General features: G+C 36.7%; 12 protein-coding genes and 1 other annotated feature. Of the genes, 9 read left to right on the top strand and 3 right to left on the bottom strand.

Annotated features, from left to right (window positions below; all coding sequences use genetic code 11):
• The first annotated feature begins 27 nt into the window (after positions 1-27).
• The 3 genes from argF to argS all read left to right on the top strand — a co-directional run bounded on the left by argF (position 28) and on the right by argS (position 4,336).
• The gene (gene argF, locus P3T75_RS07890; RefSeq protein WP_206905732.1) at positions 28-1,047 is read left to right on the top strand and encodes an ornithine carbamoyltransferase; all 1,020 of its coding nucleotides are present in this window, start codon (positions 28-30) and stop codon (positions 1,045-1,047) included.
• 127 nt (positions 1,048-1,174) lie between these two features.
• Positions 1,175-2,119: a carbamate kinase gene (gene arcC, locus P3T75_RS07885; RefSeq protein ID WP_230708549.1), complete on the top strand. Its 945-nt coding sequence runs from the start codon at positions 1,175-1,177 to the stop codon at positions 2,117-2,119.
• Between the two features lie 194 nt (positions 2,120-2,313).
• Positions 2,314-2,509 (top strand) — a binding site (T-box leader).
• Between the two features lie 135 nt (positions 2,510-2,644).
• Positions 2,645-4,336 (top strand): arginine--tRNA ligase, encoded by a 1,692-nt coding sequence (argS, locus tag P3T75_RS07880; RefSeq protein WP_282461277.1) that lies wholly within the window; start codon positions 2,645-2,647, stop codon positions 4,334-4,336.
• A 149-nt stretch (positions 4,337-4,485) separates the two neighbouring features.
• On the opposite strand, the gene P3T75_RS07875 is transcribed toward argS, so the two are convergent.
• The 3 genes from P3T75_RS07875 to P3T75_RS07865 all read right to left on the bottom strand — a co-directional run bounded on the left by P3T75_RS07875 (position 4,486) and on the right by P3T75_RS07865 (position 7,008).
• Positions 4,486-4,761, bottom strand: coding sequence for a hypothetical protein (locus P3T75_RS07875; RefSeq protein WP_282461276.1), 276 nt, complete (start codon positions 4,759-4,761; stop codon positions 4,486-4,488).
• The gene (gene lysS / locus P3T75_RS07870) at positions 4,761-6,335 is read right to left on the bottom strand and encodes a lysine--tRNA ligase (protein WP_282461275.1); all 1,575 of its coding nucleotides are present in this window, start codon (positions 6,333-6,335) and stop codon (positions 4,761-4,763) included. Before lysS ends, P3T75_RS07875 begins: the two co-directional genes overlap by 1 nt.
• A gap of 202 nt (positions 6,336-6,537) precedes the next feature.
• The gene (locus tag P3T75_RS07865) at positions 6,538-7,008 is read right to left on the bottom strand and encodes an arginine repressor (RefSeq protein ID WP_206905742.1); all 471 of its coding nucleotides are present in this window, start codon (positions 7,006-7,008) and stop codon (positions 6,538-6,540) included.
• Positions 7,009-7,464: 456 nt separating this feature from the next.
• Between P3T75_RS07865 and rpsB the strand changes: the two genes are divergently transcribed.
• The 6 genes from rpsB (at position 7,465) to P3T75_RS07835 (ending at position 12,741) form a co-directional block, all read left to right on the top strand.
• Positions 7,465-8,250: a 30S ribosomal protein S2 gene (rpsB, locus tag P3T75_RS07860; protein WP_206905744.1), complete on the top strand. Its 786-nt coding sequence runs from the start codon at positions 7,465-7,467 to the stop codon at positions 8,248-8,250.
• 129 nt (positions 8,251-8,379) lie between these two features.
• Positions 8,380-9,261, top strand: a complete 882-nt coding sequence (gene tsf, locus P3T75_RS07855) for a translation elongation factor Ts (protein WP_230708544.1) — start codon at positions 8,380-8,382, stop codon at positions 9,259-9,261.
• A gap of 147 nt (positions 9,262-9,408) precedes the next feature.
• Positions 9,409-10,131 carry a UMP kinase gene (gene pyrH, locus P3T75_RS07850; protein WP_206905747.1) on the top strand — a complete coding sequence of 241 codons (723 nt, stop codon included), beginning with the start codon at positions 9,409-9,411 and terminating at the stop codon, positions 10,129-10,131.
• Between the two features lies 1 nt (position 10,132).
• Positions 10,133-10,690: a ribosome recycling factor gene (gene frr, locus P3T75_RS07845; protein ID WP_206905748.1), complete on the top strand. Its 558-nt coding sequence runs from the start codon at positions 10,133-10,135 to the stop codon at positions 10,688-10,690.
• 433 nt (positions 10,691-11,123) lie between these two features.
• A complete protein-coding gene (locus P3T75_RS07840; RefSeq protein WP_282461274.1) occupies positions 11,124-11,909 on the top strand; it encodes an isoprenyl transferase in 786 nt (261 codons plus the stop codon).
• A gap of 31 nt (positions 11,910-11,940) precedes the next feature.
• Positions 11,941-12,741: a phosphatidate cytidylyltransferase gene (locus P3T75_RS07835; protein ID WP_282461273.1), complete on the top strand. Its 801-nt coding sequence runs from the start codon at positions 11,941-11,943 to the stop codon at positions 12,739-12,741.
• Positions 12,742-12,906: the final 165 nt, after the last annotated feature.

The raw sequence follows: 12,906 nt of genomic DNA, 5'->3' as shown, positions 1-12,906 counted from the left end.
AAAACTAACTAAAGGAGAGCTCAACTTATGAAAGAATCAGTATTCCAAGGAAGAAGCTTGTTAGCAGAAAAAGATTTTACAAAAGAAGAATTACAATATCTAATCGATTTTTCTGAACATTTGAAAGATCTTAAAAAACGTGGGATTCCACATCGCTACTTAGAAGGTAAAAATATTGCACTTTTATTTGAAAAAACTTCTACACGGACACGGGCTGCTTTTACTACAGCTTCAATTGATTTAGGTGCACATCCGGAATACCTTGGTGCAAATGATATTCAATTAGGTAAAAAAGAATCAACAGAAGATACTGCAAAAGTATTGGGTCGTATGTTTGACGGAATTGAATTCCGCGGATTCAGCCAAAAAATGGTTGAAGAGTTGGCTGAGTTTTCAGGCGTTCCAGTTTGGAATGGTTTGACAGACGAATGGCATCCAACACAAATGATTGCCGACTTCTTAACAATCCAAGAAAACTTTGGCACAGTTGAAGATATTACATTAGCTTACTGTGGAGATGGCCGTAATAACATGGCAAACTCATTGTTAGTAACAGGTGCGATTTTAGGTACAAATGTACGTATCGTAGCACCAAAAGAATTACAACCTGAAGAAGAAATCCAAAAAATGGCACAAGAGTTTGCTGAAAAATCTGGTGCCAAATTAATGGTAACAGACGATGTTGATAAAGGCGTTGATGGCGCTGATGTATTGTATGCCGATGTTTGGGTATCAATGGGTGAAGAAGACAAATTTGAAGAACGTATCAAATTATTGCGTCCTTACCAAATCAACATGGAATTAGTTGAGAAAACACATAATACAGATCGCTTAATCTTCTTACACTGCTTACCAGCATTCCATGATACAAACACTGTATATGGCGAACAAATGAAAGAAAGATTTGGCATTACTGAAATGGAAGTTACAGATGAAGTCTTCCGTTCTAAATATGCGCGTCAATTTGATCAAGCGGAAAACCGCATGCACTCAATCAAAGCTATTATGGCTGCGACATTAGGTAATCTGTTTATTCCACGTGCTTAATCGCTACTAAATTAAAACCTACTTTAACTAAGACGAGTCAGTTCTTTGAGCCTTTTGCCTGTCAAAAGAGCTGGCTTGTTTTGGTGTTTCTAAAAACTGTCAAAATTTCTTACGAGGAGCGATAATTATGGCAAAACGTAAAGTCGTTGTAGCTTTAGGTGGTAATGCAATCTTATCTGATGACGCAACTGCACAAGCACAACAAAATGCATTAAAAGAAACTGCAAAATATTTAGTTCAATTTATCGAACAAGGGGATGAATTAATCATCTCCCATGGTAATGGTCCCCAAGTTGGGAACTTACTAATCCAACAAGCGGCAGCGGACTCTGAAAAAACACCAGCTATGCCTTTAGATACTTGTGTTGCTATGACAGAAGGTTCAATTGGTTACTGGTTGCAAAATGAAATGGGCGCTATCTTAAAAGAAAAAGGTATTGATAAAGATGTTGTTTCTTTAGTGACACAAGTTATTGTGGCAGAAGACGATCCATCTTTTAATAATCCAAGTAAACCAGTTGGTCCATTCTTCACTGAAGAAGAAGCCAAACAACAAATGCAAGCGGGCAATGCTACTTTTAAAGAAGATGCAGGGCGAGGCTGGCGTAAAGTTGTTGCATCACCAAAACCACTTTCAATTAAAGAAGCACGCGTGATCGAAAGCTTAGTAGATCAAGGTGTGGTGACAATTTCTGTTGGTGGTGGCGGTATTCCTGTTGTGGAAACTGCAAAAGGTTTGGAAGGTCGCGAAGCTGTAATTGACAAAGATTTCGCTTCTGAAAAATTAGCGGAAATCATTAAAGCAGACCTTCTAATCGTCTTGACTGGTGTTGATAATGTGTATGTAAATTATCAAAAACCAGATCAAAAGAAATTAGAACGCGTGACAGTTTCAGAAATGAAACAATACATTCAAGAAGATCAATTTGCTCCAGGCAGTATGTTGCCTAAAGTACAAGCATGTATTGAATTTGTTGAAGCTCGTCCTGAAGGTAAAGCAATCATCACTTCATTGGAAAATATTGAAAACTTATTGGCTAATGAAGATGGCACGATTGTAGTTGCCGACTAATAGTTAATTTGCTAAAAAATATCTCTGCTGTACATTTTTCTCCTTTAGGGTACAGTGGGGATATTTTTGAAATCTAATTAGTAAAAATACAATTTTAAACAAAGAAATGAAAGAAAATACTTTTTCGTTTAAAATAATGATAAAAAGACTAGCCAGAAAAAAAAGTATTTGTTATAATCAGTGTCAGTTTAATAATTGATTTTGTGAACAAGAGAGTATTGTTTGTTGGAAATTTAGCGAGTTTGGGTGGGTGTGAGCCAAGCAAGAAGACAAATAAGAAACGCACTTGGGAAAATCTGCATGTAGCAGACGGCGATCTACCGTTATAGAAGAAGCTGGTTTGTGTATTCAAACAACAAGAGTGGTACCGCGGGAAGTCTCGTCTCTAACGATTATCGTTAGGGGCTTTTTTTATTGACAAAATCAAGAATAACTAAAGCTCTAAGTGGCTTTGGTGATCATTAAATTGTAAAATAAGGGTAACTGATGAGTTTTTAGCTCATTTTAATCTAAGGAGGATATCAGATGAACAACAAAGATGTCGTAGCAAAAGCGCTTTATGATGTATTAAAAGATGATTTAACCATGGAGCAAATCGAAAAATTATTGGAAAATCCAAAATCAGCTGATCATGGGGATGTTGCTTTTCCAGCCTTTGCTTTAGCTAAAGCGTATAAAAAAGCGCCACAACAAATTGCACCAGAATTAGCGGAAAAAATTGATGGCAAAAACTTTGAAAAAATCGAAGTAGTAGGTCCATACTTAAACTTCTTTATGAATAAAGGTGCTATTTCTGAAAAAGTTTTAGCGACTGTTGTCAAAGAAAAAGAACATTACGGGGATGCCAATATAGGTGAAAATCGTAATGTACCAATCGATTTGTCTTCACCCAACATTGCCAAGCCGATTTCAATGGGACATTTACGTTCAACGGTTATCGGAAATTCAATTGGTTTTATTATGGAAAAAATCGGCTACAACCCAATTCGTATTAACCACTTAGGTGACTGGGGTACGCAATTTGGCAAATTAATTGTTGCTTATAAAAAATGGGGTTCTGAAGAAGCTGTAAAATCTGAACCAATCAACGAGTTATTACGTTTATACGTGCAATTCCACGAAGAAGTAGAAACACAACCTGAATTAGACGATGAAGCGCGCGCATGGTTTAAAAAATTAGAAGACGGCGATAAAGAAGCGGTTTCTTTATGGCAATGGTTCCGTGATGAGTCAATGAAAGAATTCAATAAGATTTATGACATGTTGGAAGTGAAGTTTGACTCATTAAACGGTGAAGCTTTCTACAATGACAAAATGGATGGAATCATTGAATTGTTAGAAGAAAAACATTTGTTAAAAGAAGACCGTGGGGCTGAAATCGTTGACTTATCTGCTTATGATTTAAATCCAGCGTTAATTCGTAAGTCAGATGGCGCTACACTTTATATTACCCGTGACTTAGCGGCAGCGTTATACCGCAAGCGCACGTATGACTTTGCGCAATCCATTTATGTTGTCGGAAATGAACAAAGTTATCACTTTAAACAATTAAAAGCAGTCTTAAAAGAAATGGGCTTTGACTGGTCTGATGATATGCATCACATTGCCTTTGGTTTAATTACTCAAGGTGGTAAGAAATTGTCTACCCGTAAAGGTAAAATTGTCTTACTAGAAGAAGTGTTAAATCAAGCGATTGATTCAGCCAAAGAACAAATCTCTGAAAAAAATCCTGACTTGGAAAATAAAGATGAAGTAGCAAAACAAGTTGGTGTAGGGGCAGTTATTTTCCACGATCTTAAAAATGATCGTTTAAATACCTTTGACTTCACGTTAGAAGAAGTTGTTCGTTTTGAAGGTGAAACAGGACCATACGTACAATACACACACGCTCGTGCAATGAGCATTTTGGCTAAAGCTGGCTTTACACCAAATGAAGCGGCTGATTACAAACTAAATGATGAAGCATCTTGGGAAGTTGTAAAATTAATTCAACAATACCCAGAAACAATCTTAAAAGCAGCTGCTAATTATGAACCATCTGTCATTGCCAAACATGCAATTAAATTGGCACAAGCGTTTAACAAATACTATGCGAATGTGAAGATTTTAGCAGACGATGATCAAAAGGATGCTCGTTTAGCTTTAGTTTATGCAGTTACCGTTTTACTAAAAGAAGATTTACGTCTATTAGGATTACATGCACCTGAGAAAATGTAATAAATTACCGTAAAAACAGCGGGAAAAGTCGTTTCTAATGATTTTTCCCGCTGTTTTATTTCCCATAGGTTTCAATATAATAAAAAGCTAGCTTATACGTAAAGATGTCATTTACTTATAAGCGTGGATTTTAATAAAAATTGTTGTGACTATTTAAGTAGTAGCCAGCATAATATTAGCAAAAAAGCGACAAAAAACGGCGGAACCACAACAAAGATTAGGTGGTTAATTCTCAGGCCAATTTCCCTTTCTTTTTTATAGGCAGACTTTGTTATGTCTTCTTTGAATTTTTGGGGTGATCGCGCCCAAAAAAGGCCTCTAGTAATTTGTAATAAAATGGCCAGCAAAAGTAAAAAGCCAGTGATGGCTAAACCCACAAACAAAAGTACTGTCAAATGATCAAGTCCGGTTAGTGTATTATTCATCACGATTGCTCAAATTGAAGCAATTGTTGCATTTTTTTAATCCCAATTACTTTTATCAATAATGGTATTCGCGGTCCGTGATCTTGATTTAAAGTCAATTGATAAAGGGCGGTAAAGAGTTCTTTTTGTTTGCTGCGTTTCGTTTTTTTATCGCTGGTATCGGATAAATCGTAAATTTTTTGCATGAAATCTGCAGCTGCTAAATCATTTGCTTGCGGAAGTATTTGACGAAATTTTTCTATTTCTTCTTTTACTTCATCTGAAAGTTTTTGATAGGCTGCAAAATTTTTGGTGTCATTGATTGTAATCAGACGGTTTTTGGCATCGTTTTCAATCCAATACTGTGCACGAGGCAAGATGTAATCAATTGCGGCTTCTGAATAAGCAGCTTCTTTTTGCAATAATTCCTTAGCTAATGAATCGTTATTGGCGGTAAGAGCTAAGATGCTAACTACATGGCCAAATTCAGGATAATTTTCTTTTAAATTCACACCAGTTAATTGTAATAATTGGTGGCGAGTTTCATCTAGTTGATTATTTTTAGCTTTTGTAACCAGTTGCTCAAATTCTTTGTAGTTGCGCAAAACAACATCATCAAGACCTAGATCAAATTGCGCTTTTGGCTGATATTTTCCGTATAAATAGAAAACCAGCTCTGGTGTATAAATAGATAATAAGTCTGGTAATGTCAAAATATTGCCAGCAGAGCTTGACATCTTTTTGGTTTGACCTTTAATGTTTACAAAATCATAAGGTTGGTACATGGGGGCGTGCCATTCAAAAATTTCAGCAGCAATTGCTTTAGCAACATCAAAACTCCCATTTTTTGAAGAATGATCTTTACCTCCGGGTTCAAAAGCAACTTTTTCATAACGCCATCGCATTGGCCAGTCGATTTTCCAGTGAAGTTTAATCCGTTGTTTTTGTCCAATTTGTTGTTTGGCAACGTGACCGCAATTGTGACAAGTATAAGAAATACGTTGTGTTTTTTCATCATAGTGGGTAATTGTTGTCGTGTCGTGATAGCAGTTGTCGCAGTATAAAGAGATTGGATAATAGCTTTCTCTTTCTAAATCGTCGGCTTTTTCGGTACGGAAACGGCTTAAAATATCATATATTTCTTTACGTTTGCTTAAGGCTAAGGCGATATCTGCATCATAAGCGCCGCTTTCATAAGCCGTTGTTTCAAAGATAAATTCTGGTGTGATATGCATTTGTTTTAAATCATGGATAAACAAATTTTCGAAATAATCACCATAGGAATAAACGGATTCAGATGCCTGACTAGGAGGGGCTATTTTAGTGTAAGGCATTCCAATTTTTTCTGCTGTGACCCCGGTAACATTTTTAGGAATCTTTCGTAAACGATCATAATCATCCCATGATAAAATATAACGGGGAGTAGCACCTAAAAAGTGTAGTGCCTGTGTGACAAAATAGGTGGTGACAATTTCGCGAAAATTACCGACATGAATGTAGCCAGAAGGACTAACCCCAGAAGCACAAGTAATGGGTGTCTTTTTGTCAGGGTATTTTCTTATTAGTGCTTGTGCAATTTGAAAAGCCCAGTGCATAAAAAATTCCTCCTTTATTCTTGTATTTAAATTTTTATTATAGATTAATTGTAGCATTGAAATGTACAAAGTTAACTTGCAAAAGGTTCTAAGTTAATAAAAAAATCCCAATAGTTAATAAAGAAATACAGTGGCAAATTTAGTATAAGCTAAATTTCAGGAGTATATCTTTATTTATGCTATTGGGATTTTTTAGTTAGTTTTAAGCGATAATATGAGATTTAAAATATTCTTCAATTTTGAGTGCGTCTTCTTCTGTTCGCGAGATAACAATGACAGTGTCAAAACCAGCAATAGTGGTGACTTTTTCAGGTACATCGATATCGTCAATTAAAGCACATAAGACTTGGGCGTTATCCGGGATAGTGACGATAATCGTTAAAAATTGAACGCGTTCCACTTTAACAACGACATCTTCGACCATATGAATGAGGCGGCGTTCTTCTTCACGGCCATCTCCTTCAAAGCGGTCTCCTTGGAAAATTTCAAAACGGGCGACACCATTTTCATCAGGTACCTTGATAATTTTTAAATCGCGGATATCCCGCGAAATTGTTGCTTGTGTAGCTGTCACACCATGGCTTTCCAAAATATTTAAAAGCTCTTCTTGTGTACGAACGGTTTGATTGCTAACAATTTGTTTAATTAATAAATGACGATCAGCTTTACGCATCGGTTTGCTCCTTTAATAAAAATTTGCAATCTCATCATAACAAAATAAGTACTTTTAAGATAGTAGTATTAATGATTTTTTATACATCAAAGGAATTGCTAATTTAACTTTATGCGAATTAATGCGATTTATTAAGATATGTTTGAATTATCTGTCTTTTTCAAAATGCTAAATTAACGAAAATAATAACATTTAAAAAGAGAAATATATCTTATTCTAGCTGCGAATACGTTACACTTTTTCACCTTTATCAAGATAAAATTTAAAAAAGGTGATTTCATGCTTGAAACTAAAGACCTTTATCGGTATAATAGCAAATGTTGTGGGGTGAAGACTCTACAGCTAAAAAATCCACATCAAAAACGGATCTGAGACAGGGTGCTTTACAAATAGTAAAGTCTGCCAAAGAGCTTGACGTTTTTGAAAGGGAAAAACCAAATTGGAGGAAACAAAAACATGGCAGTAATCTCAATGAAACAATTGCTAGAAGCCGGCGTACACTTTGGTCACCAAACTCGTCGCTGGAACCCAAAAATGAAGAAATATATCTTCACAGAACGTAATGGTATCTACATTATCGACTTACAAAAAACAGTTAAGTTAGTAGATGTAGCATACGACTACATGAAAAACGTTGCTGAAGAAGGCGGCGTTGCATTGTTTGTTGGTACTAAAAAACAAGCACAAGAAGCTATCAAAGAAGAAGCAACGCGTGCTGGTCAATTCTACGTTAACCATCGTTGGTTAGGTGGTACGTTGACTAACTGGGAAACAATCCAAAAACGTGTAGCTCGTTTGAAACAAATCAACAAAATGGAAGAAGACGGTACTTTTGAAGTACTACCTAAAAAAGAAGTTGTGGGCTTAAACAAAGAACGCGAACGTCTTGAAAAATTCTTAGGTGGTATCGCAGATATGCCACGTATTCCAGATGTAATGTACATCGTTGATCCTCGTAAAGAACGTATTGCTGTTCAAGAAGCTCGTAAATTGAATATTCCAATCGTAGCGATGGTTGATACAAACTGTGATCCAGATGAAATCGATGTTGTAATCCCATCAAATGATGATGCGATTCGCGCCGTTAAATTAATCACAGCTAAAATGGCTGACGCTTTAATCGAAGGCAACCAAGGTGAAGACCAAGTTGTTGAAGAAACTTTCGTATCAGAAGATGCTGAAGGCACTACTTCAATCGAAGAAATCGTTGACGTTGTTGAAGGCGACAACCAAGCTGAATAATTTTAGTTAAATAATTTTTGACACGGAGCTGTTTCAAAGGCTAGGCGGCAAGCCTCACTCTCCTTTGAAACAGCTTTTTTTAAAGAAAATGCAGACTATCTGCAACAAATTTCGAGGAGGAACCACAAAATGGCAGACGTTACAGCTAAAATGGTTAAAGAATTACGCGACATGACAGGTGTCGGTATGATGGATGCAAAACGTGCATTAGTAGAAGTTGAAGGCGACATTGAAAAAGCCGTAGATTTATTAAGAGAAAAAGGTATGGCCAAAGCTGCTAAGAAAAATGACCGTATCGCAGCGGAAGGATTGGCTTCTGTTGCTGTAAACGGTAACGTTGCAGCAGTTGTAGAAGTAAACTCAGAGACTGACTTTGTTTCTAAAAACGAAATGTTCCAAGATCTAGTTAAAGAAATCGCTGAATTAGTAGCAGCAAACAAACCAGCTGACATGGAAGCTGCTATGAAATTAGAAACTGCTAAAGGTACAGTTGAATCTTCATTAATCGAAGCAACGCAAGTTATCGGCGAAAAAATCAGCTTCCGTCGTTTTGAAGTTGTTGAAAAAGATGATAATGCAGCATTTGGCGGCTACTTACACATGGGCGGACGTATCGCTGTATTAACTGTTTTAGATGGTACAACTGACGAAGCAGTTGCAAAAGATGTTGCAATGCACGTTGCAGCTATCAACCCACGTTACGTTGACGAATCACAAATTCCAGCTGAAGAGTTAGAACATGAAAAAAATGTTTTAACTGAACAAGCTTTAAACGAAGGCAAACCAGCTAATATCGTTGAAAAAATGGTTGAAGGCCGCTTGAAGAAATTCAAAGCTGAAATTTCTTTAGTTGACCAACCATTTGTTAAAGATCCAGATATGACTGTTTCCAAATACGTTGCTTCAAAAGGCGCGACAGTGAAATCATTTGTTCGCTTTGAAGTTGGCGAAGGTATCGAAAAACGCGAAGATAACTTTGTTGAAGAAGTTATGAGCCAAGTTAAAAAATAATTCTATTCAATTGAATAGTAGGGAACGCATTTTATGCGCTCCCTTTTTTTAAAGCCAGTTATAAAAATAACGGCAAAGACTGACAAAGGTGCAAAGATTATTCTGATCTATGCTACAATAGTCAGTAGAAGATACGGAGGAAGCAAAATGGTTAAACCAAAATATCAACGAGTAGTCCTAAAATTAAGTGGGGAAGCATTAGCAGGCGATGAAGGCTTCGGCATTAAACCACCAACTATTAAAGAAATTGTCAAAGAAATTAGAGATGTCCATGAACTTGGTGTCGAAATGGCGATTGTTGTCGGTGGCGGCAATATTTGGCGGGGACAAATTGGTGCCCAAATGGGAATGGAAAGAGCACAAGCGGATTACATGGGAATGTTAGCAACCGTCATGAATGCTCTAGCACTCCAAGATACCTTGGAAAACGAAGGGGTACCAACCCGTGTGCAAACTTCAATTGAAATGCGTCAAATTGCAGAACCATATATTCGCAGACGAGCAGAACGTCACCTTGAAAAAGGTCGGATTGTCATTTTTGCTGGTGGAACGGGTAATCCTTACTTTTCAACGGATACTACAGCTGCATTGCGCGCAGCAGAAATTAATGCTGACGTAATTTTAATGGCAAAAAATAATGTTGATGGTGTTTACTCTGCAGATCCAAAATTAGATGATACTGCTGTTAAATATGAAGAATTAACACATTTAGATGTGATTGCAAAAGGTCTTCAAGTAATGGATTCAACCGCAAGCTCACTAAGTATGGACAATGATATTCCTTTAGTTGTCTTCAATTTAAATGAACCAGGAAACATTCGCCGTGTTATTTTAGGTGAGCATATTGGAACTACAGTGAGGGGGAAATAAAATGGCAGATGCAACAATGACAGAAGCAAAAGAAAAAATGCAAAAGGTCGCTGATAATTTACGACGTACATTGGGACAAATTCGAGCTGGTCGTGCCAACGCAGGCTTACTTGACCGTATCTTAGTACCGTATTACGGCGCACCAACACCACTTAATCAAATGGCTTCAATTCAAACTCCAGAAGCACGGGTGCTTTTAATTACGCCTTTTGATAAATCAATGATTAAAGAAGTGGAAAAATCACTATTGACAAGTGATATTGGAATTACACCGCAAAGTGACGGTACGGTAATTCGTCTTGTCTTTCCGCAATTAACCGAAGAACGTCGGAAAGAATTAGCTAAAGAAGTAAAAAAAGAAGCAGAAAACGCTAAAGTTGCTGTTCGTAACGTGCGCCGTGATGCGATGGATGCTTATAAAAAACAAGAAAAAAGTAGCGATATCACTGAAGACGACTTACGCAACTTAGAAAAAGATGTGCAACAGTTAACCGATGATAGTATTAAGCAGTTAGATCAAATCGCTGCTGATAAAGAAAAAGAACTTTTAGAAGTTTAAATCTTTGATGAAAGCCACACAATTTTTGTGTGGCTTTTTTTTGTGTCAAAATGACAATCATAAAAAAGCAAATGATAGCAACATTCTTACTGTTTTGTTAGCAAAGCTTTACAGATAAAGCTTGTAAATTTAGATTGCCCATCGATTAGAAGTGTCTTATGGCCAAAAATTTAAATCTTTCAGTTGTTTTTTTGTGAAACAAAATCAACTGAAAATGCGTATGTTAATAATGTATTTGCACGAAATATATTACCTACATTCTTTTTGTGAAACATTATAGTGCGTAAAAAAGCGCTTTTCATATCAAATATGTGGATAAAGGCCTTAAGATTTTTACTAAGCCTTACTGCTTTTCATAGGCAAGCATTCTGATTATTGCTATAATGGGGAAGATGATTTATTTTAGAGTGAGAATTAGTTAGGAGGCTTTTTTATGTGGCGTTTTTTCCCACAGAAAAATAAATATGTGCAAGAAGAAGCAGAGTTTACTTTTGATAGTGACAAAGCTGTTCCTAAACATATTGCGATTATTATGGATGGCAATGGTCGCTGGGCACAAAATCGGCGCTTGCCGCGGGTAGCTGGACATAAAGAAGGGATGGAAACAGTTAAGACGATTACCAAGCACGCTTCTAGTTTGGGAATAAAAGTGTTAACGCTCTATGCTTTTTCGACTGAAAATTGGAAACGACCAGAAGAAGAAGTTAGTTTTTTAATGCAATTACCGGTAGATTTTTTTGATAAGTTTGTGCCAGAATTAATCAAAGAAAATGTTAAGGTAAATGTCATGGGCTATACGGAATTTTTACCCGCGCATACGCAAGAAGCAGTCAAGAAGGCAATTGAACAAACAAAAGATAATACCGGCATGGTTTTAAATTTCGCTTTGAACTATGGGAGTAGGGCTGAAATTGTGACGGCAGTAAAAGATATCTACACAGAGCTCAAAAAAACAGATGCAAAGGAAGAGGAAATTACTGAAGCTCTTATTAGCGAGCATTTAATGACAGGATTTTTACCAAGTGAATTGCGTGATCCAGAGCTATTGATTCGCACCAGTGGTGAAGAGCGGATTAGTAATTTCTTATTATGGCAGATTGCCTATAGTGAACTTTTCTTTACCGATGCTTTGTGGCCAGATTTTAATGGTGAGTTACTGGAAATGGCGATTGCTTCGTTTCAAAATCGCAATCGCCGTTTTGGTGGTTTGAAAAAATAAAGGAACTTTTGAAAACAAAGGAGGAGTAGTTGTGAGACAACGAGTCATCACAGCAGTAGTCGCCTTGGCATTATTTATTCCGATTATTTATGTCGGCGGTATTGCAATCGAAGTGACTGCAGCTGTTTTAGCTGTAGTAGCAGTTTATGAATTATTTAGAATGAAAGAGTTAAACATAGTCAGTTTTGAAGGGATTATAAGTGCCATTGGTGCAGTTTTGCTAGTTTTACCTAAGGAGCGTTGGTTTTTCTTTTTACCCGCTAATGTAGATACTTTTTCACTGTTTTATCTGACGGTACTGCTTTTATTAGGTGCTGCTGTAGTATCTAAAAATATGTACACGATTGACGAAGCGGGCTTTCCAGTATTAGTTAGTTTGTATGCGGGCATGGGTTTTAGAGATTTTGTTAGTGCCCGAGGGGAGAGCCTCATTATTTTATTCTTCGGACTACTAATTGTCTGGGCGACAGATATTGGTGCCTATATGGTTGGGCGTCAATACGGCAAAAATAAATTATGGCCAGAAATTTCACCAAATAAAACTGTCGAAGGTGCCCTTGGTGGTATCATTTCAGCAGTGTTCGTTGCCGCTGTGTATGTCTTAATTTTCCAAGGCAAACAAGATTTTGGACACTCGCTACCGCTTGTTTTGATTTTCACAGTAATTTTCTCTATTGTGGGACAATTTGGTGACTTAGTAGAGTCAGCCGTTAAACGCCATTTTGGTGTTAAAGATTCAGGTAATATTTTACCGGGTCACGGTGGTATTTTAGATCGTTTCGACAGCCTATTGTTTGTTTTTCCAATTATGCATTTGTTTGGTATCTTTTAAAATAATAATGAACTTTAAGCAGTCTTTAAGAGGCAGAGAACACCTGGCTTTTAAAGATTGCTTTATTTTAATGGAACATTTTAGTTTGCGATTTGTAAAATAGAGGATAAAATGACAAAAAGCGATTGGGCATTTTGCCCACAGTATTTCTGTGATAAAATAAAC

It is taken from the genome of Enterococcus montenegrensis, assembly GCF_029983095.1.
GTDB lineage: Bacteria > Bacillota > Bacilli > Lactobacillales > Enterococcaceae > Enterococcus_C > Enterococcus_C montenegrensis.
Note: the sequence above shows the minus strand (reverse complement) of the source record. Positions and strands in the feature narration are given on the sequence as shown.

Coding starts and splice junctions, on each gene's coding strand:
- lysS (WP_282461275.1), bottom strand. CDS start 6,335: ATGCACTGGGCTTTTCAAATTGCACAAGCACTAATAAGAAAATACCCT.
- P3T75_RS07840 (WP_282461274.1), top strand. CDS start 11,124: ATGTGGCGTTTTTTCCCACAGAAAAATAAATATGTGCAAGAAGAAGCA.
- pyrH (WP_206905747.1), top strand. CDS start 9,409: ATGGTTAAACCAAAATATCAACGAGTAGTCCTAAAATTAAGTGGGGAA.
- argS (WP_282461277.1), top strand. CDS start 2,645: ATGAACAACAAAGATGTCGTAGCAAAAGCGCTTTATGATGTATTAAAA.
- arcC (WP_230708549.1), top strand. CDS start 1,175: ATGGCAAAACGTAAAGTCGTTGTAGCTTTAGGTGGTAATGCAATCTTA.
- tsf (WP_230708544.1), top strand. CDS start 8,380: ATGGCAGACGTTACAGCTAAAATGGTTAAAGAATTACGCGACATGACA.
- frr (WP_206905748.1), top strand. CDS start 10,133: ATGGCAGATGCAACAATGACAGAAGCAAAAGAAAAAATGCAAAAGGTC.
- argF (WP_206905732.1), top strand. CDS start 28: ATGAAAGAATCAGTATTCCAAGGAAGAAGCTTGTTAGCAGAAAAAGAT.
- rpsB (WP_206905744.1), top strand. CDS start 7,465: ATGGCAGTAATCTCAATGAAACAATTGCTAGAAGCCGGCGTACACTTT.
- P3T75_RS07875 (WP_282461276.1), bottom strand. CDS start 4,761: ATGAATAATACACTAACCGGACTTGATCATTTGACAGTACTTTTGTTT.
- P3T75_RS07865 (WP_206905742.1), bottom strand. CDS start 7,008: ATGCGTAAAGCTGATCGTCATTTATTAATTAAACAAATTGTTAGCAAT.